The organism is Pseudomonas sp. GW822-FHT02D10 (assembly GCF_058802345.1).
The window spans coordinates 517,234-538,178 of sequence record NZ_JBXAOB010000002.1; the positions used below are offsets into that span (position 1 = coordinate 517,234).

Annotated in this window: 17 protein-coding genes and 1 riboswitch; of the genes, 9 read left to right on the forward strand and 8 right to left on the reverse strand. The window is 60.2% G+C overall.

From position 1 onward, the window contains the following. Window positions 1-4: 4 nt before the first annotated feature. The 3 genes from AC1RPZ_RS05660 to trhA all read left to right on the forward strand — a co-directional run bounded on the left by AC1RPZ_RS05660 (window position 5) and on the right by trhA (window position 7,150). A complete protein-coding gene (locus AC1RPZ_RS05660) occupies window positions 5-5,935 on the forward strand; it encodes a hybrid sensor histidine kinase/response regulator (RefSeq protein WP_493135649.1) in 5,931 nt (1,976 codons plus the stop codon). After that, window positions 5,928-6,389, forward strand: coding sequence for a chemotaxis protein CheW (locus AC1RPZ_RS05665; RefSeq protein WP_123426448.1), 462 nt, complete (start codon window positions 5,928-5,930; stop codon window positions 6,387-6,389). The genes AC1RPZ_RS05660 and AC1RPZ_RS05665 overlap by 8 nt, the downstream gene beginning before the upstream one ends. 143 nt (window positions 6,390-6,532) lie before the next feature. Beyond that, complete coding sequence (gene trhA / locus AC1RPZ_RS05670; protein WP_493135651.1) at window positions 6,533-7,150, forward strand: PAQR family membrane homeostasis protein TrhA; 618 nt, start codon at window positions 6,533-6,535, stop codon at window positions 7,148-7,150. Between the two features lie 96 nt (window positions 7,151-7,246). Here trhA and AC1RPZ_RS05675 read toward each other — a convergent pair whose 3' ends face one another. Next, complete coding sequence (locus AC1RPZ_RS05675; RefSeq protein ID WP_493135653.1) at window positions 7,247-7,966, reverse strand: 16S rRNA (uracil(1498)-N(3))-methyltransferase; 720 nt, start codon at window positions 7,964-7,966, stop codon at window positions 7,247-7,249. Window positions 7,967-8,141: 175 nt separating this feature from the next. Then, window positions 8,142-9,548, reverse strand: coding sequence for an adenosylmethionine--8-amino-7-oxononanoate transaminase (locus tag AC1RPZ_RS05680; protein ID WP_493135655.1), 1,407 nt, complete (start codon window positions 9,546-9,548; stop codon window positions 8,142-8,144). 321 nt (window positions 9,549-9,869) lie between these two features. Here AC1RPZ_RS05680 and AC1RPZ_RS05685 point away from each other — a divergent pair, with 321 nt between their 5' ends. Then, on the forward strand, window positions 9,870-10,421 hold the full coding sequence (locus tag AC1RPZ_RS05685; protein ID WP_493135657.1) for a cytochrome b: 552 nt from the start codon (window positions 9,870-9,872) through the stop codon (window positions 10,419-10,421). A 32-nt stretch (window positions 10,422-10,453) separates the two neighbouring features. Then, complete coding sequence (locus AC1RPZ_RS05690) at window positions 10,454-11,032, forward strand: YceI family protein (protein ID WP_493135659.1); 579 nt, start codon at window positions 10,454-10,456, stop codon at window positions 11,030-11,032. 66 nt (window positions 11,033-11,098) lie between these two features. Here AC1RPZ_RS05690 and rhlE2 read toward each other — a convergent pair whose 3' ends face one another. The 4 genes from rhlE2 to ahcY form a co-directional block, all read right to left on the reverse strand. Beyond that, window positions 11,099-12,961 (reverse strand): RNA helicase RhlE2, encoded by a 1,863-nt coding sequence (rhlE2, locus tag AC1RPZ_RS05695; protein WP_493135661.1) that lies wholly within the window; start codon window positions 12,959-12,961, stop codon window positions 11,099-11,101. Between the two features lie 227 nt (window positions 12,962-13,188). Beyond that, on the reverse strand, window positions 13,189-14,004 hold the full coding sequence (locus tag AC1RPZ_RS05700; RefSeq protein ID WP_493135663.1) for a substrate-binding periplasmic protein: 816 nt from the start codon (window positions 14,002-14,004) through the stop codon (window positions 13,189-13,191). A 140-nt stretch (window positions 14,005-14,144) separates the two neighbouring features. After that, window positions 14,145-14,990, reverse strand: coding sequence for a methylenetetrahydrofolate reductase [NAD(P)H] (gene metF, locus AC1RPZ_RS05705; protein WP_493135665.1), 846 nt, complete (start codon window positions 14,988-14,990; stop codon window positions 14,145-14,147). A gap of 167 nt (window positions 14,991-15,157) precedes the next feature. Continuing rightward, window positions 15,158-16,567, reverse strand: a complete 1,410-nt coding sequence (ahcY, locus tag AC1RPZ_RS05710; RefSeq protein WP_493135667.1) for an adenosylhomocysteinase — start codon at window positions 16,565-16,567, stop codon at window positions 15,158-15,160. A 23-nt stretch (window positions 16,568-16,590) separates the two neighbouring features. Then, a riboswitch (S-adenosyl-L-homocysteine riboswitch) is annotated at window positions 16,591-16,693 on the reverse strand. A 198-nt stretch (window positions 16,694-16,891) separates the two neighbouring features. Here ahcY and AC1RPZ_RS05715 point away from each other — a divergent pair. The 3 genes from AC1RPZ_RS05715 to AC1RPZ_RS05725 are packed head-to-tail and all read left to right on the forward strand — an operon-like array spanning window position 16,892 to window position 18,588. Then, window positions 16,892-17,296 (forward strand): acyl-CoA thioesterase, encoded by a 405-nt coding sequence (locus AC1RPZ_RS05715; RefSeq protein WP_339544069.1) that lies wholly within the window; start codon window positions 16,892-16,894, stop codon window positions 17,294-17,296. Window positions 17,297-17,335: 39 nt separating this feature from the next. Continuing rightward, window positions 17,336-18,169 (forward strand): EamA family transporter, encoded by an 834-nt coding sequence (locus tag AC1RPZ_RS05720; protein ID WP_493135669.1) that lies wholly within the window; start codon window positions 17,336-17,338, stop codon window positions 18,167-18,169. A 35-nt stretch (window positions 18,170-18,204) separates the two neighbouring features. Continuing rightward, window positions 18,205-18,588 (forward strand): MAPEG family protein, encoded by a 384-nt coding sequence (locus AC1RPZ_RS05725; protein WP_123426462.1) that lies wholly within the window; start codon window positions 18,205-18,207, stop codon window positions 18,586-18,588. 128 nt (window positions 18,589-18,716) lie between these two features. Here AC1RPZ_RS05725 and mltA read toward each other — a convergent pair whose 3' ends face one another. After that, the gene (gene mltA / locus AC1RPZ_RS05730) at window positions 18,717-19,895 is read right to left on the reverse strand and encodes a murein transglycosylase A (protein ID WP_493135671.1); all 1,179 of its coding nucleotides are present in this window, start codon (window positions 19,893-19,895) and stop codon (window positions 18,717-18,719) included. 128 nt (window positions 19,896-20,023) lie between these two features. Here mltA and AC1RPZ_RS05735 point away from each other — a divergent pair, with 128 nt between their 5' ends. After that, complete coding sequence (locus AC1RPZ_RS05735) at window positions 20,024-20,473, forward strand: c-type cytochrome (RefSeq protein ID WP_493135673.1); 450 nt, start codon at window positions 20,024-20,026, stop codon at window positions 20,471-20,473. A gap of 27 nt (window positions 20,474-20,500) precedes the next feature. Here the strand turns inward: AC1RPZ_RS05735 and AC1RPZ_RS05740 are convergent, their stop codons facing one another. Next, entirely contained in the window at window positions 20,501-20,896 is a 396-nt protein-coding gene (locus tag AC1RPZ_RS05740) for a DUF1090 domain-containing protein (protein WP_493135675.1), read from the reverse strand. Window positions 20,897-20,945 lie beyond the last annotated feature (49 nt).

The following is a 20,945-nucleotide window of genomic DNA, read 5'->3' on the forward strand; positions in this document are numbered from 1 at the left end:
GGTTATGGGTGATCGGCACGACTATGTGGCCCTCGAATGGGTCAAGGGCGAAATTGCCGAAACGCTGAAGCAGGCGTTTATTGCCCTTGAAAGCGTGGCCCTCGACAACCGGGTCGAAGAACCGCAGACGGCGCACGCGATCGACGAGTGCCTGGCGGGGATTCATCAGGTCCACGGCAGTTTGCAGATGGTCGAATTCTACGGCGCGGCGTTGCTCGCCGAAGAGATGGAACAGCTCGCGGCGGCGTTGCAGCAAAACCGCGTCAGTCATCGCGATGAAGCCATTCGCCTGTTGCAACAATCCCTCGGCCAGCTACCGATTTATCTCGACCGCGTACACAGTGCTCGCCGCGACTTGCCGCTGGTGGTCTTGCCGCTGATCAACGACCTGCGCAGTGCGCGCGGTGAAAGCCTGTTATCGGAAACCAGTCTGTTCAGCCCACAGTGGCAGGAGCTGCCGCTGTTGGACGAAGACACCCTGGCGATGCTTGAGCCCGCCGAACTGCCGGATGTGCTGCGTAAACTGCGGCAAATGTTGCAGATGGGGCTGGTGGGTTTGCTTCGCGAACAGGACGACAACACCAATCTCGGCTATCTGGCCAAGGTCTTTGCACGCCTGGAAGCACTGTGCGGTGACGCGCCTTTGGGGGCGTTGTGGCAAGTCGCTTCGGCGCTGGTCGAAGGCATGGTCAGTGGCAGCATCGCCAACAGCCCGGCATTGCGCAGTCTGCTCAAGGACGCCGGCAAGGAACTCAAGCGCTTGCTGGAGCAAGGCATGACTGGGGTCAATCAGCCGGCACCGCCAGAGCTGCTCAAAAGCCTGCTGTTCTACATTGCCAAGGCACAACATCCCACTGCGCAGATGCAAATCATGAAAGATCGCTACGCGCTGGACGACGCATTGCCCGACAGCGCAATGGTCGATGAAGAACGCGCCCGTCTGGCCGGCCCGGACCGCGACGCCATGCGCTCGGTGCTGGCCGCGCTCTGCGAAGAGCTGGTTCGGGTCAAGGAACGCCTCGACCTGTTCGTGCGCAGCGACCGTCAACATGTCTCGGACCTCGACAGTCTGCTGGCGCCACTGCGGCAAATCGCCGACACCCTGGCGGTGCTCGGTTTCGGTCAGCCGCGCAAGGTGATCATCGATCAACTGGCGGTGGTCCTGAGCCTGGCCCAAGGCCAGCGAGAGCCGAACGATGCCATCCTGATGGACGTCGCCGGTGCCTTGCTTTACGTCGAGGCGACACTGGCGGGAATGGTCGGCACCGTTGAGGAAAGCCGCGAAGAGAGCCGGTTGCCAACCACCGACCTGACCCAGATCCACCAGATCGTCATCAAGGAAGCGCGCCTCTGCCTGCAACAGGCCAAGGAGATGATCGTCGACTACATCGACGCCGACTGGGATCGTCAGGCGTTGCAGCCGCTACCGGCCGTGTTGACCCAGGTGCGTGGCGCGTTGGCGATGATCCCGTTGAGCCGTGCGGCGAGCCTGCTGGAAGCCTGCAACGGTTTCATTCGCGAGCATCTGCTGGTGGACCAGACGTGTCCCGATTGGCCGCAACTCGATAACCTGGCTGACGCCATTACCAGCATCGAGTATTACCTGGAGCGCTTGAGCGAAGACCCTGAGGCGCCCGGCGAACAGCTGCTTGATGTCGCCGAGCAAAGCCTGGCGGCACTGGGGTATTTCCCCAGCGACGTGCATGTGCCGCTGCTTGAAGACGGGCTGAGCCCAGGCTTGGCGTCAGTGATGCAGGACTTGTCGGCGCTGGATAACCCACCGATCGCCCAGTCGCTGGCAGAGGTATTGGCCAGCCCAACCTGCGCCGTGAACCCGCCCGCGCTCATTACACCGGGCAGTCTGCTGCCGCCGCCGGCCGATGAAAAACCGGTGGATGATGAACTGCGCGAAGTCTTTCTTGAGGAGACCGACGAGGTCCTTGAGGTCCTGCGCGAATATTTGCCGCGCTGGTTGGACAGCCCCGACAGCGCCTCCGTCCTAAGTGAATTGCGTCGCGCGTTCCACACCTTGAAAGGCAGCGGGCGAATGGTTCGCGCACTGGTGCTGGGCGAGCTGGCCTGGGCGCTGGAGAACCTGTTGAATCGGGTGCTTGAGCGCAGTGTCGAACCGGGGCCGTTGGTGCATCAACTGCTGGATGATGTGCTGCAACTGCTGCCTGAGCTGATTGCCGAGTTCGCCGCCAACCGCCAGCGTCAGCGCGAAGATGTCGACCGCCTGGCCGCTCGCGCCCATGCGTTGGCGAAGGGCGATGAAACCTTGCTGGACGCTGCGCAGCAGGATGTTGCGGCGCTTGATCCGCAGTTGCTGGAGATTTTCCGCAACGAAGCCGAAACCCACCTCAACAGCCTCAACCGCTTTCTCGATCAGGCCGTTGAACACGTACCGTTGCAGGCCAGTGATGAATTGCAGCGTGCGCTGCACACGCTCAAGGGCAGTGCCTCGATGGCGGGGGTGTTGCCGATTGCCGAACTGGCGGCGCCGCTTGATCATCTGGCTCGCGAGTACAAGGCGCACCAGATTGCGCTGGACCTCGATGAAGTCGAACTGCTGCTCGAAGCCTACGGTCTGCTGCGTCGTGGCTTGAAGCAATTGAACAGTGATCCGCTGACGCCCATCAGCGGCGCCGAAAGTCTGATCGAACGCACCCAGACGCTACTCGCCGAGCGCCTGGAAGCCATCCTCAACGCACCGAACACGAGGCTGCGGATCAAGCGTGATCCGCAATTGATCAACAACTTCCTCGCTCAGGGCATGGACATCCTGCTGGACGTCGAAAGCCTGTTGCAGCGCTGGCAGCAGCACCCCGGCGAGCGACAGGAACTCAGCGCGCTGCTGGATGAACTGACTACCCTGGGCGAAAACGCGCACCTGGCCGATCTGCATCCAGTGGATGAGCTGTGTGAAGCCTTGCTCGACCTCTATGGCGCGGTGGAAGAAAGCAGCCTGGCGGTTAACGAGCGGTTTTTCCACGAGGCACAAAGCGCTCACGAAGCGCTGATCAACATGCTCGACGAACTGGCCGCCGGCCAGGAAGTCGGCTCGCAACCGGCGCGGGTGCGGGCCTTGCGTGATCTGCTCAATGAAGGCCTTGATCCGTCGGCCATGGGGCTGATTCGCAGTGATGGCAGCCGTACCCTGAGCGTCACCGAACTGGGCAGCGCCACCAGCGAATTGGCGCAGTCTTGTGCGACGACGTTGGCGATTGACGATGAGATCGTTTCGATCTTTCTCGAAGAAGCGGTGGATATCCTCGAAAGCGCCGGGCAGGCCTTGCAGCGCTGGCTCAATGATCCGGAAAACGCGGTGCCGCTGTCGTCATTACAGCGCGACTTGCACACCCTCAAGGGCGGAGCGCGAATGGCCGAGGTTGGGCCGGTCGGCGATCTGGCCCACGAACTGGAAAGTCTTTATGAAGGTCTGGTCGACCGACGTTTCAGTCACTCGCAAGCGTTGGGGGCGCTGTTGCAACAAAGCCACGACCGCCTCGCGGTGTTGCTCGAACAGTTGCAAAACCATCAGCCGCTGGACGACCCGAGTGCGTTGATCGAGGCGATCCAGCAATTGCGGCAAAGCACTGGCAGCACGGCCGATGGGGTCGAAGCGGCGGCCGAGAATGACTCGGCGAGCAACGATCCAGAACTGCTGGAGATCTTCCTCGAAGAAGGTTTCGACATCATCGACAGCTCTGGCGCGGCGCTGTCGCGCTGGCAGGCGGACCCGCAAAACCGTCAGGAAATGGACACCCTGCTGCGCGATCTGCACACCCTCAAGGGCGGCGCACGGATGGTCGAAATCGCCCCGATTGGCGATCTGGCCCATGAGCTCGAGTTTCTTTACGAAGGGCTGTCGACCGGCTTGCTGCACGCCACGCCAGCGCTGTTCGATCTGTTGCAACGCAGCCATGACCGGCTGGCGCAGATGCTCGACGCGACCCGAGCCGGTCAGCCCGTGCTACCGGCCGACGGGCTGCTTGAAGCGATCAAAACCTTCTCTCATCCGACCGCTGACCAGACTCCTGCTCCAGTGATTGAAGTTGCGCCGGCGGGCAAGCCTGAGACGCCCGTGCTGCAGCCTGAAGCGGGTGCCGACATGGTCAAGGTGTCGGCCGAGTTGCTTGACGATCTGGTCAACCTGGCGGGTGAAACCTCGATCTTCCGTGGGCGTATCGAGCAGCAAGTCAACGATGCGCGGGTCGCTCTGAGCGAGATGGAAACCACCCTCGAGCGTATGCGCGATCAACTGCGCAGGCTCGACACCGAAACCCAGGGTCGGATTCTCAGTCGTCAGCAGGTTGAGGCCGAACGTCTGGGCTACGAAGAATTCGACCCGCTGGAGATGGACCGTCATTCGCAGTTGCAGCAGTTGTCGCGGGCCTTGTTCGAGTCGGCGTCCGACTTGCTCGACCTCAAGGAAACCCTCGACCGGAGCAATCATGATGCACAAAACCTGCTGCAACAGCAGGGGCGGATCAACACCGAACTGCAAGAAGGCCTGATGCGCACGCGCATGGTGCCGTTCGAGCGGATGCTGCCGCGCTTGAAGCGCATCGTCCGTCAGGTTTCCAGCGAGTTGGGCAAGGACGTCGAGTTCATTGTCGGGAACGCCGAAGGCGAGATGGACCGCAATGTTCTGGAGCGCATGGCGGCGCCGCTTGAACATATGCTGCGCAATGCCGTCGACCATGGTCTGGAGTCGGCCGAAGCACGTCGTGCCGCCGGGAAACCCGAGCAAGGCCGAATCACTCTGGACCTGTCCCGTGAGGGCGGCGACATCATTTTCGACATCCGCGACGACGGCGCCGGTGTGCCGCTGGACGCGGTGCGGCGCAAGGCGATCAAACGCGGGTTGCTCGACCCAAGCAGCGACATCAACGACCGCGACGTGTTGCAGTTCATTCTGCAGCCAGGGTTTTCCACCGCCGAGAAAATCACCCAGATTTCCGGGCGCGGCGTCGGCATGGACGTGGTTCACGAAGAAGTGCGGCAGCTTGGCGGTTCGATGAGCATTGACTCTGTGCCTGGGCAGGGCGTGCACTTCCGCATTCGACTGCCGTTCACCGTGTCGGTCAACCGGGCGTTGATGGTGCAGTGTGCCGAGGATCAGTACGCGATCCCGCTGAACACCATCGAAGGCATCGTGCGTGTGCTGCCCAATGAACTGGACGGTCACTATCAGCTCGATCCGCCACGGTACGAATATGCCGGGCAACGCTATGAACTGTGCTACCTCGGCGAGCTGCTGAAGACCAGCGTGCGCCCGAAACTGTTGGGTCAGAGCCTGCCGTTGCCGGTGCTGCTGGTGCAATGCAACGAGCGCCGCATCGCGGTGCAGGTCGATGCGATGGCCGGCACCCGGGAAATCGTGGTGAAAAGTCTCGGCCCGCAGTTCGCAGCGGTGCAGGGATTGTCCGGCGCGACTATTCTTGGCGATGGCCGGGTGGTGCTGATTCTCGACCTGCTGGCGCCCATCCGCGCGATGCAGACGCATTTGCCGCCGCAACGCGTCATACCAGAACCGGTCGCAGAGACCGAGCCGCAGCGTTCGATGCTGGTACTGGTGGTCGACGATTCGGTCACGGTGCGCAAGGTCACCAGTCGCCTGCTCGAACGCCACGGCATGAACGTGCTGACGGCCAAGGACGGTGTCGACGCCATGCTGGTGCTCGAAGAGCACATGCCCGACCTGATGCTGCTGGACATCGAAATGCCGCGCATGGATGGCTTCGAAGTGGCCATGCAGGTGCGCAACGATCCACGTTTGCAGCACCTGCCGATCATCATGATCACCTCGCGCACCGGCCAGAAACACCGCGACCGGGCGATGGCCATCGGCGTCAACGACTACCTCGGCAAGCCGTACCAGGAATCGGTGTTGCTCGAAAGCATCGCCTTGTGGAGCAAAACCCATGCTTGAGCACCGCACCAGTAACCTCACCGGGCTGCTGCTGCCCCTGGCCGATCGCAACCTGATTCTGCCCAACGTCGCCGTTGCCGAGCTGATCGACTACCAGCCCGGTGCCTTCGACCTCGATTCGCCGCCCTGGTACTTGGGCCTGGTGACCTGGCGCGACCGGCAAATCCCGCTGCTGAGCTTCGAATCGGCCTGCGGCAACAAAACCGTGATCGGCGACCGCGCGCGCATCGTCGTCCTCAACGCCCTCGGCGGGCGCCCGCACCTCAAATTCATCGCTTTGCTGGTGCAAGGGATTCCACGCTCCTACAAACTCGACAGCCAGCTGAGCTACGTCGACGTGCCGCTGTGCTCGCTGGAGCACGCCGCGGTGCAGGTCGCTGAACAGGTAGCGAAAGTCCCGGATTTGCTGGCGCTGGAGGAGTTGTTGGTGGGGGCGGGGTTGGTTCAGTCGTGAGTTGATCGGTCCCATTTAGGGAGCGATCAGTCCCGCAGAGGGAACGATCTATAGCGATGACATTTGATTTGAAACATTGCGCTTTCAGGCTACAAGCCTGAGCCTTGCGCGATGTTGCAGTGATTTTTTGAGGTTGGAGACACATGTATCACGGGGAAAGATTCAATGCCTGGAGCCATTTGTTCGGGGCGATTGCGGCGTGTGTTGGGGCGGTTTGGTTGCTGGTGATTGCCAGTCTGGACGGTAGCCCCTGGAAGATCGTCAGCGTGGCGATTTACGGATTTACCTTGCTGGTGCTGTACAGCGTTTCGACGATTTATCACAGCGTGCGCGGGCGGGCGAAGGTGATCATGCAGAAGGTCGATCACCTGTCGATTTATTTGCTGATCGCCGGCAGCTATACACCGTTTTGTCTGGTAACCCTGCGCGGGCCGTGGGGTTGGACGCTGTTCGGGATCGTCTGGGGATTGGCGGTGATCGGCATGCTGCAAGAGATAAAGCCGCGCTCCGAGGCGCGGATTCTGTCGATCGTGATCTACGCGGTGATGGGCTGGATCGTGCTGGTGGCGGTCAAACCACTGCTGGCGGCGCTGGGCACCGCCGGTTTCGTCTGGCTGGCGGCGGGCGGGGTGTTTTATACCGTCGGCATCATCTTCTTCGCCCTCGACAGCCGACTGCGCCATGCCCACGGCATCTGGCACCTGTTCGTCATCGCCGGCAGTTTGCTGCACTTTGTGGCGATTCTGTTTTATGTCTTGTGAAGCAAAAGATCGCAGCCTGCGGCAGCTCCTACAGGGGATCGCGTTCGGCGTAGGAGCTGCCGCAGGCTGCGATCTTTTAGCAGGCGACATACCCGCTTAGAAATCGCCCCAAAGTTGCTGGGCCACGGCCAATGCCACTACGGGCGCGGTTTCGGTACGCAGTACTCGCGGGCCAAGGCGGGCGGAATGGAAGCCGGCGCTTTGAGCCTGTTCGACTTCCGCGTCCGACAACCCGCCTTCCGGGCCGATCAGGAACGCCAGTGTCGAAGGTTTCGCGTGGCTGACCAGCGGCTGCGCCACCGGGTGCAGCACCAGTTTCAAATCAGCATCGGTCTGCTTCAGCCAGTCGGCCAGCAGCAAGGGCGGGTGAATCACCGGAACTCGCGAGCGACCGCATTGCTCGCACGCGCTGATCGCCACCTGACGCCAGTGTTGCAGGCGTTTGTCGGCGCGTTCGTCCTTGAGTCGGACTTCGCAGCGGTCAGTGAAAATCGGGGTGATTTCCGTCACGCCCAGTTCAGTGGCTTTCTGAATCGCCCAGTCCATCCGCTCGCCACGGGACAGGCCCTGGCCCAGATGGATCTGCAACGGCGACTCGACTTGCCCGGCGAAACCTTCCGTCAACACCACGCGCACGCGCTTCTTGCCGACTTCTGCCAGAGTGCCGCGAAATTCCTGACCTGAACCGTCGAACACTTGCAGTGCATCGCCCTCGGCCATGCGCAGTACGCGGCTGATGTAATGTGCCTGGGCCTCTGGCAACTCATGCTCGCCGAGGCTCAAGGGGGCGTCGATAAAGAAGCGGGACAGTCTCATTCGGGTTCTCTGAAAAGGGTGTTGGTTATCTGAGTCGGTGTCGACATCTTTGCGGGCGGCCTGCCTGTGTGGGAGCGAGCCTGCTCGCGATAGCATCACCGAGGTCTAGGAGATCGACTTCGGGGTCCGCATCGCGAGCAGGCTCGCTCCCACATTGACCGCATAGTGCGATCCATCAGCCCGGATCACGGAAGCCCGGGTGGAAGTCCTTCGGCACCGCCACGCTGACCTTGTTGCGGGTGGCGATATCGATCCCTTCGCTGGCGACCTCGGCGAGGAAGTCGATCTGCTCGGGGGTGATCACGTACGGCGGCAGGAAATACACCACGCTGCCCAACGGCCGCAACAGGGCGCCACGTTCCAGAGCGTGCTGGAACACCTTCAGCCCACGGCGTTCCTGCCATGGATAGGCGGTCTTGTTCGCTTTGTCCTGAACCATCTCGATAGCCAGCACCATGCCGGTCTGGCGCACTTCCGAGACGTGTGGATGATCAACCAGGTGCGCGGTCGAGCTGGCCATACGCTGGGCGAGGGCCTTGTTGTTCTCGATCACGTTGTCTTCTTCGAAGATATCCAGTGTCGCCAATGCCGCCGCACAGGCCAGCGGGTTGCCGGTGTAGCTGTGGGAATGGAGGAAGGCGCGCAGGGTTGGATAGTCGTCGTAGAAAGCGCTGTAGACCTCGTCCGTGGTGACGCACGCTGCCAGCGGCAGGTAACCGCCGGTCAATGCTTTGGACAGGCACAGGAAGTCCGGGCGGATGCCGGCCTGTTCGCAGGCGAACATCGTGCCGGTGCGGCCGAAACCGACGGCGATTTCGTCGTGGATCAGGTGCACACCGTAACGGTCACAGGCTTCGCGCAGTAGTTTCAAATACACCGGGTGGTACATGCGCATGCCGCCCGCGCCCTGGATCAGCGGCTCGACGATCACTGCGGCCACTGTTTCGTGGTGTTCGGCCAGGGTTTGCTCCATCGCGGCGAACAGGTTGCGCGAGTGTTCTTCCCAGCTCATGCCTTCGGGACGCAGGTAGCAGTCCGGGCTCGGCACCTTGATGGTGTCCAGCAGCAGCGCTTTATAGGTTTCGGTGAACAACGGCACGTCGCCGACCGACATCGCGGCCATGGTTTCGCCGTGATAGCTGTTGGTCAGGGTGACGAAGCGTTTCTTGTTTGGCTGGCCGCGGTTGAGCCAGTAGTGAAAGCTCATTTTCAGCGCGACTTCGATGCAGGACGAACCGTTATCGGCGTAGAAACACCGTGTCAGGCCTTCCGGCGTCATCTTCACCAGGCGCTCGGACAACTCGATCACCGGTTGATGGCTGAAGCCGGCGAGGATCACGTGTTCCAGTTGATCGACCTGATCCTTGATTCGCTGGTTGATCCGCGGGTTGGCGTGGCCGAACACGTTGACCCACCAGGAGCTGACCGCATCGAGGTAGCGTTTGCCTTCGAAGTCTTCGAGCCATACGCCTTCGCCGCGCTTGATCGGGATCAGCGGCAGTTGCTCGTGATCTTTCATCTGGGTGCAGGGATGCCAAAGTACCGCGAGATCGCGCTGCATCCACTGATTATTCAGGCCCATTTTCACTCTCCTCGAGGCGGTCCGTGACAGGCGCGGACATACAATCGCGCAAGCCTATGCAATGCCAGGCGAGCGGACAACCTATTGTGGTGTTTGCACGTGGAAACAGAGGTGCGCCACGTGGTTGTATTGACGTGTGCATCACCTGATAGGGCACGGTAAAGCTTCTTACGATTGCGTCGCACACGGGGGTTAATCTTTCCTTAACTCATCTCTTTCAGACTCTTGATCGTATTTCTCGATATTTCAAAGCGAAATTTTCGGCTTTAAATCGATAGATAACTCGATAGTCTTGGTCGCAGTTCTTACAGGATTTGGGCAATGCAGCTACGTAACTCTTTCTCCCGCTACGGCTGGGTCGGCATCTTTCTGCACTGGGGCGTGGCGCTGGCAGTCTTTGGTCTGTTTGCCCTGGGCTTGTGGATGGTCGGTCTCGACTACTACAGCAGTTGGCGCAAAGAAGCGCCGGATCTGCACAAAAGCATCGGCCTGACGCTGTTCGCGATCATGCTGCTGCGGGTGTTGTGGCGCTTTATCAGCCCGCCACCGCCGACACTGCAAAGCTATAGCCGCATGACCCGCCTTGGCGCCAGGCTCGGTCATTCTTTCCTCTATCTCAGCCTGTTCGCTGTGATAATTGCCGGTTACCTGATTTCCACCGCAGACGGTGTCGGGATTCCGGTGTTTGGTCTGTTTGAAATTCCTGCGCTGATTTCCGGTCTTCCGGACCAGGCAGACATAGCCGGTGCGATTCATCTGTATCTGGCCTGGGCGCTGGTTATTTTTTCCGGTCTCCATGCGTTGGCAGCACTGAAGCACCACTTTATCGACCGTGATGCGACCCTGGCACGAATGCTGGGGCGCAAAGCCTGATGTTCAACCTAGACTCCCAAGGAATAGAAAACATGTTGAAAAAGACTCTCGCCGCTCTGGCAATCAGTACTGCTGTGTTGTCGGCAGGGCAAGCGATGGCCGCAGAATACAAAATCGACAAGGAAGGCAATCACGCCTTCGTCGACTTCAAGATCAGCCACCTGGGTTACAGCTTCATCCAAGGTACTTTCAAGGACTGGGACGGTAAGTTCAGCTTCGACGCCAAGGCTCCAGAAGCCAGCAAAATCGACGTCGTGCTGAAAACCGCCAGCGTTGATACCAACCACGCTGAACGTGACAAGCACATCCGTACCCCGGACTTCCTGGACGCAGCGAAATTCCCTGAAGCCAAGTTCGTTTCCACCAGTGTTAAATCCACTGGCGAAAAAACCGCTGACGTGACCGGCGACCTGACCCTGCACGGCGTGACCAAGCCGGTCGTGTTTAAGGCAACCTTCAACGGCGAAGGCAAGGATCCATGGGGCGGCTACCGTGCCGGCTTCAACGGTACGACCACGCTGCAGTTGAGCGAGTTCGGCATCAAAGGCCCAGGCCCTGCTTCCCAGACCCTGGACCTGGACATCTCGTTTGAAGGTGTTCAAGCGAAGTAATTTTCGCTGCTGACACAAAAACGCCCCTGATCGCGAGATCAGGGGCGTTTTTGTTAGCGGGGAAAATCAGCGGTTGCGAGTCAGCAACGCTGGTTTCTCGCCACGTGGACGGCTTGGCAGTTGATCGAGCTGTTCAGGTGTCGGGAAGCGGTCAGCCTTGGACTCCTTGTGCATGATCTTCGGCTGGGGACCGCGCGGGTTTTGCACTGCGGGTTCCTGACGTGGCTGGTCGTCACCGGCCGGACGACGGTTGCGCGACTCTTCGCGACGGGCCTGGCCATCACGTGGGGCGCCGCTGCGTGGACCGCTGCGTTTGGCCGGCGGGGTGCCGGTGCTGGCGCCGCTGCTGTTACGCGGACCGTTCTGACGGCCTTGTGGCTGGCCGGTGCGTGGTGCACCTGCGCCCGCGCCTTGGGCTGGAGCGCCTGGACGGCGGCCACGACCCTGAGGAGCCTTTTGCTGCGGAACGTAGTCGACGCGATTACCGAAGTTATCGACATCGTCGTCGAGGAACTCGTCCGGTGCACGATCAGCGGCGGCGCGGGGTGCCGGACGCTGCTGTTCACGGGCCGGAGTGCCTTCACGAGGCTTTTGAGCCGGGCGTTCGCCACGGCCGGCAGCCGGTTTTTCCTTGCCGCCCTTGTCCTTGCCTTTGTCCTTGCGACCGCCACCGCCACCGCCGCCGGTGCCGTTTGGACCGTCGCCGCGCGGGCCACGTGGGTTGCGCGGGTTACGCACATCCGGACGCTCGCGAACTTCTGGCTTCTCGGCTTCTACAGCGCTGGAGTCAAAACCCATCAGATCGCCGTCGGCGATTTTCTGCTTGGTCATGCGCTCGATGCTTTTCAGCAGTTTCTCTTCGTCCGGGGCAACCAGCGAGATCGCCTCGCCCGAACGACCGGCACGGCCAGTACGGCCGATACGGTGCACGTAGTCTTCATCGACGTTTGGCAGCTCGAAGTTGACCACGTGTGGCAACTGGTCGATATCCAGACCGCGAGCAGCGATATCGGTGGCCACCAGGATGCGCACTTCGCCGGCCTTGAAATCAGCCAGGGCTTTGGTGCGAGCGTTCTGGCTCTTGTTGCCGTGGATCGCGACGGCGCTCAGGCCGTGTTTGTCCAGGTACTCGGCCAGGCGGTTGGCGCCGTGCTTGGTGCGGGTGAAGACCAACACCTGTTCCCAGGCGCCAGTGGTAATCAGGTGCGCCAGCAGCGAGCGCTTGTGGCTGGCGGCCAGATGGAACACCCGTTGTTCGATGCGCTCGACCGTGGTGTTCGGCGGCGTGACTTCGATGCGTTCCGGGTTGTGCAGCAACTTGCCGGCAAGGTCAGTGATGTCCTTGGAGAAGGTTGCCGAGAACAGCAGGTTCTGACGTTTGGCCGGCAAGCGGGCGAGGACCTTTTTCACGTCATGGACGAAGCCCATGTCGAGCATCCGGTCAGCTTCGTCCAGTACCAGGATTTCCACGTGGGACAGGTCGACGCTGCCTTGGCCGGCCAGGTCGAGCAAGCGACCCGGGCAGGCCACCAGCACGTCAACACCACGGGACATGGCCTGAACCTGTGGGTTCATGCCAACGCCGCCGAAGATGCAGGCACTGACGAATTTCAAGTCACGGGCGTAGACCTTGAAGCTCTCGTGTACCTGGGCAGCCAGTTCGCGAGTCGGGGTCAGGACCAGGACGCGCGGTTGACGCGGACCGTGACGCTGGGATTTGTCCGGGTGACCGTTGGGGAACAAGCGCTCCAGAATCGGCAGGGCAAAGCCGCCGGTTTTGCCAGTACCTGTCTGCGCCGCGACCATCAGGTCGCGACCTTGCAACACGGCGGGAATGGCCCGCTGTTGCACCGGAGTAGGCTCGGTATAGCCCGCTGCCTCGATGGCGCGGACTAAAGCCTCGGAGAGACCGAGGGAAGCAAAGGACATGAGTAATCCTGTTTTTAGTTAGGGCTTGGCCCAATGGGATAGTCTTGCCTGGCGCGAATGGCGTTTAAGAGAAGCGCAATCGCGTCCGGTCCTGCCGGGCCTTGAAGGCTCATCTTCGAGTGCTCGCGCGGGCTGAAAAGCTGCGCTGTAGCAGTGTCGAGATGCCTTAAACAAGACCGGGCGTCCGGGCGTGAGCCTGGCGGGAAGGCCGGAGTATAACAGAGCAATCACGGAGCGCTGCTTTCCTGCTGCTCAACGGTTTTTCGGTTGCTGGCTTGCGGCGCGATTAACGGGTCGGTATTGACCGGGCCGGCGCCATAACGCGCACTCAATTGAGCGTAGGCCGGTTCGCGTTTGAAGCGCTTGAGCTCGGCACCGAAACGCTGCACCAGCAGGTCCATGCCGGCATTGCGGCGCAGGGCCAGAAACTGTTTTTCGTGGCTGATGACCGTCGGGTTTTCGCTGATCTGGTCACGCAGTTTCAAGGTGTCGAGCAGGGTTTGACCAACCCGGCGGTCAGTGATCAGCAGGTCGATGCGCCCGCGTTGCAGCTTGCCGAAGTTGGCTTCATGGGTCGGCGCAGGTTCGCGGGTGAACAGGGTCGAGTCCCTGAAGTCCTGGCTGTACAGGTAGCCAGGGGAGGTGCCGATGGTCAGGCCGCGCAGGTCTTCAAGGGTGCGGAAGGGGTGGGGACGCTCATTGGCATAGAACATCACGAATTCGACTTCCGACAGTGGTTCGCCGGGATAGAGCAGGGTGGCGTCGCGTTCGTCGCTGTGGAAGATATCCAGCACGCCGTCGGCCAACCCTTGATCGAGCATGGCCAGGCAGCGTTTCCAGGGCAGGAACTGCCACTGCACCTCAATCCCCAACCGCTGGAAGACGATTGCCGTGGTTTCGTAATCCAGCCCAAGGGCCTGGCCGTTTTCCTCGTAGACGTAGGGCGTCCAGGGCTCGGTGACAATGCGCAATTTCTCGCCCCGAGCGGTAAAGCTCAGGCAAGCGAAAAGCATGGCTGTCAGCAATTGGGCAATGACGGGCATTGCTGGAGATTACGACGAGATTTGAGCAATAGCCAGTAACGGGTGTTAGACGTGGGAGCTCTAGCACAAGGGATTTGGGTGTGTGGTCCGAAAATTAAAAGATCGCAGCCTGCGATCTTTTAATCTTGCCTGTACGACTTTTAACGCGGCAGCTTCAGGTTATTCCATACCGCCAGGCTAGGTTCAGCCTGGTTCAGGGTATAGAAATGCAGCCCTGGTGCGCCGCCTTGCAGCAAGCGTTCACACATTTCGGTGATGACTTGCTCGCCGAAACCCTGAATGCTTTGGGTGTCGTCACCGTAGGCTTCCAGTTGTTTACGGATCCAGCGCGGGATTTCCGCACCGCAGGCGTCGGAGAACCGTGCCAGTTTGCTGTAGTTGGTGATCGGCATGATGCCCGGAACAATCGGGATGTTCACGCCCATCGCCCGTACACGCTCGACGAAGTAGAAGTAGCTGTCGGCGTTGAAGAAGTACTGAGTGATCGCACTGCTGGCACCGGCATTGGCCTTGCGTACGAAATTGGTGAGATCGTCTTCGAAGTTGCGCGCCTGCGGGTGCATTTCCGGGTAAGCGGCGACTTCGATGTGGAAGTGGTCGCCAGTCTCTTCGCGAATGAAGCTCACTAGGTCATTGGCGTGACGCAGTTCGCCGCTGGCCATGCCCATGCCCGAAGGCAGGTCACCGCGCAAAGCGACGATCCGCTTGATGCCGGCGGCCTTGTATTGAGTCAGCAGGTCGCGCAAGTCAGCCTTGCTGTCGCCCACGCAAGACAGATGCGGTGCGGCAGGGACTTTGACTTCGCTTTCGAGCTGCAACACGGTGTTGAGGGTGCGATCACGGGTCGAACCACCAGCGCCATAGGTGCAGGAGAAGAAATCGGGGTTGTACGTGGCCAGCTGACGGGCAGTGGCGATGAGCTTTTCATGCCCGGCATCTGTCTTCGTAGGGAAGAACTCGAAGCTGTAGCGGCGGTCTTGGGACATTGGAATACCCTTTGAAACTCGTAAGCCGAAGGCTGACCCTCATGAGGGCTGGCTTTTGTAGGCGCCGGGCTTGCCCGCGATACAGGCACCGCGATGTTACAAGAACACCACGGTGATGCAATCGCAGGCAAGCCAGCTCCCACAAGGGGAGCGGATAGCCGCGTGAATCAGTAGCGGTAAGCGTGCGGCTTGAACGGGCCTTCGACGGTCACGCCGATGTATTCAGCCTGTTGCTTGGTCAGTTGAGTGACCACACCACCAAAGCCGCGGACCATTTCCAGGGCCACTTCTTCGTCGAGTTTCTTCGGCAATACTTCAACGGTCAGACGCTCGGCTTTCTGGGCTGGCGACAGGTCGGCGTATTTCTGGCCGAACAGGAAGATCTGCGCCAGAACCTGGTTGGCGAACGAACCGTCCATGATGCGGCTTGGGTGGCCAGTGGCGTTGCCCAGGTTAACCAGACGGCCTTCGGCCAGCAGGATCAGGTAGTCGTCGTTCTGTGCGTCGAAATCGCCAGGGCCGGTACGGTGAACCTTGTGAACCTGAGGCTTCACTTCTTCCCATGCCCAGTTCTTGCGCATGAAAGCAGTGTCGATTTCGTTGTCGAAGTGACCGATGTTGCAGACAACGGCGCGCTTCTTCAGGGCTTTGAGCATGTTCGCGTCGCAAACATTCACGTTACCGGTAGTGGTCACGATCAGGTCGATCTTGCCCAGCAGCGCTTTGTCGATGCTCGCTTCGGTGCCGTTGTTGATACCGTCGATGAACGGCGAAACCAGTTCGAAGCCGTCCATGCAGGCTTGCATGGCGCAGATCGGGTCAACTTCGGAGACTTTAACGATCATGCCTTCCTGACGCAGGGACTGGGCCGAGCCCTTGCCCACGTCACCGTAACCGATGACCAGCGCTTGCTTGCCGGACAGCAGGTGGTCGGTGCCGCGCTTGATCGCGTCGTTCAGGCTGTGACGGCAGCCGTACTTGTTGTCGTTCTTGCTCTTGGTGACCGAGTCGTTGACGTTGATGGCCGGGATTTTCAGCTCGCCCTTGGCCAGCATGTCCAGCAGACGGTGTACGCCAGTGGTGGTTTCTTCGGTCACGCCGTGGACGCGGTCCAGGATCGCCGGGTACTTCTTGTGCAGCAGCTCGGTCAGGTCGCCGCCGTCGTCGAGGATCATGTTGGCATCCCAAGGCGCGCCATCCTTGAGGATGGTTCGCTCCAGGCACCACTCGTACTCTTCTTCAGTTTCGCCTTTCCAGGCGAAAACCGGGATACCGGCAGCGGCGATTGCGGCAGCGGCCTGGTCCTGAGTCGAGAAAATATTGCAGGACGACCAGCGTACTTCGGCACCCAGGGCAACCAGGGTTTCGATCAGCACGGCAGTCTGAATGGTCATGTGGATGCAGCCGAGAATCTTCGCGCCTTTGAGCGGCTGCTCACCGGCGTACTTGCGGCGCAGACCCATCAGGGCTGGCATTTCGGATTCGGCGATGATGGTTTCGCGACGGCCCCAGGCGGCCAGGGACATGTCGGCCACTTTGTAATCGGTAAAATCTGCAGGCGTGATAACAGCGCTCATGATGAGCCTCCATTCGTAATGTATGCGAATGGGCGCCGTTGTGCGTTTAGTGTCTGGTCGATGACGACCAAGCAACGCCCCATCCGAGCCTGACAGGTCGAACCTGCTGCAGCGCCCCTCGGACAGGTGGCGGGAAAACGGTATCAATGCAACGTTACCGTTTTGAAACGGTGGCGATTATAGCGGGCTATGCTGATCTTCCAAAGCCTTTCTGCAGGTCAATGTCTGAACGGTAATCGAGACCATAGTCGATGCCCAATAGAGCTCTAGGTCGGGCTCTGCCATGATGGCGCCCATCATTCGGCAAGACGCTCAGGAGTGAATATGAATTTCCACACCCGCAAATGGGTAAAACCCGAAGACCTCAACCCCAACGGTACGCTGTTCGGCGGCAGCCTGTTGCGCTGGATCGATGAAGAAGCGGCGATCTATGCGATCGTCCAGCTGGGCAACCAGCGCGTGGTCACCAAGTACATTTCCGAAATCAATTTTGTCAGCGCCTCGCGCCAGGGCGACATCATCGAGCTGGGTATCACCGCCACCGAATTCGGTCGTACCTCGATCACCCTGACCTGCGAAGTGCGCAACAAGATCACCCGCAAAAGCATCCTCACGGTCGAGAAGATGGTCTTCGTCAACCTGGGCGAAGACGGCTTGCCCGCGGCCCATGGCCGGACCGAGATCAAGTACGTCAAAGACCAGTTTCAGGACGACGCTGGCGTCGAATGATGCGAGCCCTCGTAGCAGGGACAAAACAAGGAGTGTGCCGTGCTCGCGACGGCGTTGGTGTTGGTGGCGGCGCTGTTGCACGCGGCCTGGAATACGCTGATTAAATTCAGTGCTGAACGGTTGTTGGTCGTGGCCTGCATGGACAGCGTGGCAATGTTGTTTGTCGTGCTGATGCTGGGGTTTGTCGAACTGCCGCCGTTGGACATCTGGCCGTGGATTCTCGCTTCGGCGGCCTTCGAATTGCTCTATCGCTACCTGCTGATCCAGGCTTATCGGGTCGGTGATCTCGGGTTGGTCTATCCGTTAATGCGTGGCTTGTCGCCATTGGTGGTGTTGGCGCTGACGCTGATCTTTGCCGGCGAAGTGCTGACGACCCAGCAGATCCTCGGCATTTTGTTGATCCCGTTCGGCATGCTGTGCCTGCTCTGGCAGGGCGGTGGCGGGGAGCGTTTGCCGTGGTCGATGTTGCCGGTGGTGCTGCTGATCGGCTTTTGCATTGGCAGCTACACCTTTATCGATGGGCAGGCATTGCGGCGCTGGTCGCACCCGCTCGATTACCTGGTCTGGGTCACGTTGCTCAGTGCCTGGCCGTTTCCGCTGTTGGCGCTGGTGCGCAAGCGTCCGGCCTTCTTGCTGTTCTGGTGTGAGCAGTGGCGATTGGGCTTGAGCGTCGGGTTTTGCGTGTTGTTCAGCTACGCTTTGGTGCTATGGGCCATGCGGTTGGGGTCGATTGCCGAAGCGGCGGCGCTGCGCGAAATCAGCGTGATTCTGGTGGTGCTGTTCGGCATGCGTTACCTCAAAGAACCTTTCGGCAGGCCCAGGCTCTTAGCCTGTGGGTTGGTACTGGTCGGCATGCTCGTGATGAAGTTCTGAGTGAACGTTCGCAAAACTCTAAAAAGGAATCTGCAATGACTGTTGCTCTGTGGTGTGTATTGATCGCGATTTTCTTGCCGTACGTTTGCACCTCCATCGCCAAGATCGGGGGTAAGTTCGGGCTTCGGGATAATCATGATCCACGAGATTTTCTTGAGTCCCTCGACGGGTTTGCCAGGCGTGCCCACTGGGCCCAGCTGAACAGCTTTGAAGTGACCCCGGCATTTGCCGCTGCGGTCATCGTTGCGCATCTGGCCGGTAATGCCGAGTTGGTGACGATTAACGTGTTGTCGGTGCTGTTCATCACCAGCCGTCTGCTTTACATCATCTGTTACCTGGCGGATTGGGCGATCCTGCGTTCGCTGGTGTGGTTTGTCGGCATGGGGCTGATTGCCAGTTTCTTTTTTGTGTCGATCTGAAGTTCAGTAGCCGGAATTTTCGGTGTCTGTGCGGGCCTCCTCGCGAGCAAGCCCGCTCCCACAAGGGCGACGCAATACCTGTGGGAGCGAGCTTGCTCGCGATAGCTATCCATCAACCGAAACAGGGCTCAAGGTTTAACCGTGTCGGTCACCTGCGGCAGTTGCGGCAGCGCCGCGCCCTTTGGCCAGAGCATCCAGATTTGCCCTTGCTGCTTCATGTCGCCGGCCAGTTGCCCGGCGGCATCGCCGGTGCCCCAGAACAGGTCGGCACGAACTTCGCCGGTGATCGCGCCGCCGGTGTCCTGCGCTGCGACGGGGCGTACCAGTGCGCTGCCATCAGGGCGAGTGGTGGATAACCACAACAGGCTGCCCAGCGGAATCACCTTGCGATCCACCGCTACGCTGTAACCCGAGGTCAGTGGCACGTTCAGCGAGCCGCGCGGGCCTTCGTTGCTGTCGGGGTTGCGATTGAAGAACACGTAGCTCGGGTTGCTGCCGAGCAGTTCAGGGATGCGCGTCGGGTGGGCCTTGGCCCAGGCGCTGATAGCGCCCATGGTCACGTCTTCCTTTTTCAGCTCACCCTGATCCACCAGCCAGCGGCCAATAGGGCGGTAGGGGTGACCGTTCTGGTCGGCATAACCGATGCGCAGTTGGCGGCCGTCTTCCAGTTGAATGCGGCCCGAGCCCTGGATCTGCAAAAACTGCAGGTCCATTGGGTCGGTCAGCCACGCCAGCACGGGCGCCTTGACCCCTTTGGTTTCAATGGCGGCGGCATCGTCGTAAGGCTTGAGCACCCGGCCTTCAAGGCGGCCGCGCAGGCGCTTGCCTTTGAGTTCCGGGTAAATGCTCTCCAGGGAGACGATGATCATGTCGTCCGGCACGCCATACACCGGCACGTTGGCCACCGGGTTTTGCGTCAGGCTGCCCGGATAAACCGGCTCGTAATAGCCGGTGATCAAGCCATTGGCATTGCCAGCGGAAGAACGCAGGCCATAGACCTCCAGGTGTTCCTTGAGAAAGCCACGGATCGCGTCGGCGGCTTGCGGTACGTTGGTTGCCGCTGCGCAGGTCGCGCCCCAGACCGGGTCGGACTTCAAGCGAGTACAGGCGCTGCGCCAGGAACCGAAGCCAGCCAGCAAGTCGTTATCGGACACCGTCGGCAAGGCTTCCCAGGTCGCGCTGGAATAGGTGGCGATGGCGTGGGTTTGTGGTTTTGCGGTGTCGCCACCGTTGCAGCCGGCGAGCAGGGCGACCATCGGAAGGGTCCAGGCCAGACTGTTGCGCCAGGCCTTGAAACGACTGTTCATGCGGTACTTCCTTTGCGGGTTGCCCGAGCGCTTCCAGCGTTCAAGCAACCCGTATTGTTAATAGGGCTATTGGTCTTTGTCGGCGACGCGAGGATACTGGCTGCCGTTTCCCGTGACCTGAAGCCACCATGACTCTTAAAAGACTTTCTGTTGTATTGCTGGCCTGTCTGACGCTGTCCGCCTGTGGCGGTGTCGATCCGAACTCGCCGCTGGGTCAGCGCAAGGCGATCTTCAAGCAAATGCTCAAAACCGGCGAAGACCTGGGCGGCATGTTGCGTGGACGCATTCCGTTCGACGGCCCGCGTTTTACCGAAGGTGCGGTCAAACTCGACGCCTTGTCCCATGAGCCGTGGAAGCATTTCCCGCAGGTTCGCGAGGACGGCAAAACCAGCGCTAAAGACGATGTATGGCAACAGCAGGCGCGTTTCCAGGACATGGCCCGCACACTTGAGGCCGCCACCGGTGAATTGGTCATTACCAGTCAGGTTCAGCCGTACAAGGTCAGCAACCTGGGGCCGGCCGTGCAGAAAGTCGAAGATGCCTGTAGCGCGTGCCATAAACAGTTTCGTGATCACTGATTTATAAAAGATCGTCCGAACGATTTCTTACTTATCCAGATCGTCCAGCGCTTGCTGCAACTCCTTACGGGATTCGGCAAGTTTGTCTTTGCGTTTGTTGATCTTCTCGGCATCGCCCTTTTTCATGGCCTTGTCGAGGTCAGCCTGGCGGAGGCTGACTTCGTGCTTGGCGTCGAGCACCTTGTTCTCGCGCTCTTTCTTCAAGGCGGCGTCGGTGCAGTGGTCGGTGACTTCGCTCAGGGCTTTTTCCAGGCCAGCCTGTTGATCGGCATTGCCATGGGCCTTGGCTTGTTCGATCCGGGTGCTGATGGACTGGCGCTTGGCGGCGCATCCCGTGAGTTCCGGGGTTTTTTCGGCAGCCATCAGTGGTGCTGCCATGACGCCGCAAAGGGTCAATACGGCGAGCGGTGAAAGAAATTTCATAAAGGCTCCGTTTAAAAAACATCAGGTCGGCGAGCCGATGGGCTGTTGG

Coding starts and splice junctions, on each gene's coding strand:
- ahcY (WP_493135667.1), bottom strand. CDS start 16,567: ATGAGCGCTGTTATCACGCCTGCAGATTTTACCGATTACAAAGTGGCC.
- AC1RPZ_RS05660 (WP_493135649.1), top strand. CDS start 5: ATGGGTGATCGGCACGACTATGTGGCCCTCGAATGGGTCAAGGGCGAA.
- AC1RPZ_RS05690 (WP_493135659.1), top strand. CDS start 10,454: ATGTTGAAAAAGACTCTCGCCGCTCTGGCAATCAGTACTGCTGTGTTG.
- AC1RPZ_RS05725 (WP_123426462.1), top strand. CDS start 18,205: ATGACTGTTGCTCTGTGGTGTGTATTGATCGCGATTTTCTTGCCGTAC.
- AC1RPZ_RS05665 (WP_123426448.1), top strand. CDS start 5,928: ATGCTTGAGCACCGCACCAGTAACCTCACCGGGCTGCTGCTGCCCCTG.
- mltA (WP_493135671.1), bottom strand. CDS start 19,895: ATGAACAGTCGTTTCAAGGCCTGGCGCAACAGTCTGGCCTGGACCCTT.
- AC1RPZ_RS05680 (WP_493135655.1), bottom strand. CDS start 9,548: ATGGGCCTGAATAATCAGTGGATGCAGCGCGATCTCGCGGTACTTTGG.
- AC1RPZ_RS05675 (WP_493135653.1), bottom strand. CDS start 7,966: ATGAGACTGTCCCGCTTCTTTATCGACGCCCCCTTGAGCCTCGGCGAG.
- AC1RPZ_RS05685 (WP_493135657.1), top strand. CDS start 9,870: ATGCAGCTACGTAACTCTTTCTCCCGCTACGGCTGGGTCGGCATCTTT.
- trhA (WP_493135651.1), top strand. CDS start 6,533: ATGTATCACGGGGAAAGATTCAATGCCTGGAGCCATTTGTTCGGGGCG.
- rhlE2 (WP_493135661.1), bottom strand. CDS start 12,961: ATGTCCTTTGCTTCCCTCGGTCTCTCCGAGGCTTTAGTCCGCGCCATC.
- metF (WP_493135665.1), bottom strand. CDS start 14,990: ATGTCCCAAGACCGCCGCTACAGCTTCGAGTTCTTCCCTACGAAGACA.
- AC1RPZ_RS05740 (WP_493135675.1), bottom strand. CDS start 20,896: ATGAAATTTCTTTCACCGCTCGCCGTATTGACCCTTTGCGGCGTCATG.
- AC1RPZ_RS05715 (WP_339544069.1), top strand. CDS start 16,892: ATGAATTTCCACACCCGCAAATGGGTAAAACCCGAAGACCTCAACCCC.
- AC1RPZ_RS05735 (WP_493135673.1), top strand. CDS start 20,024: ATGACTCTTAAAAGACTTTCTGTTGTATTGCTGGCCTGTCTGACGCTG.
- AC1RPZ_RS05700 (WP_493135663.1), bottom strand. CDS start 14,004: ATGCCCGTCATTGCCCAATTGCTGACAGCCATGCTTTTCGCTTGCCTG.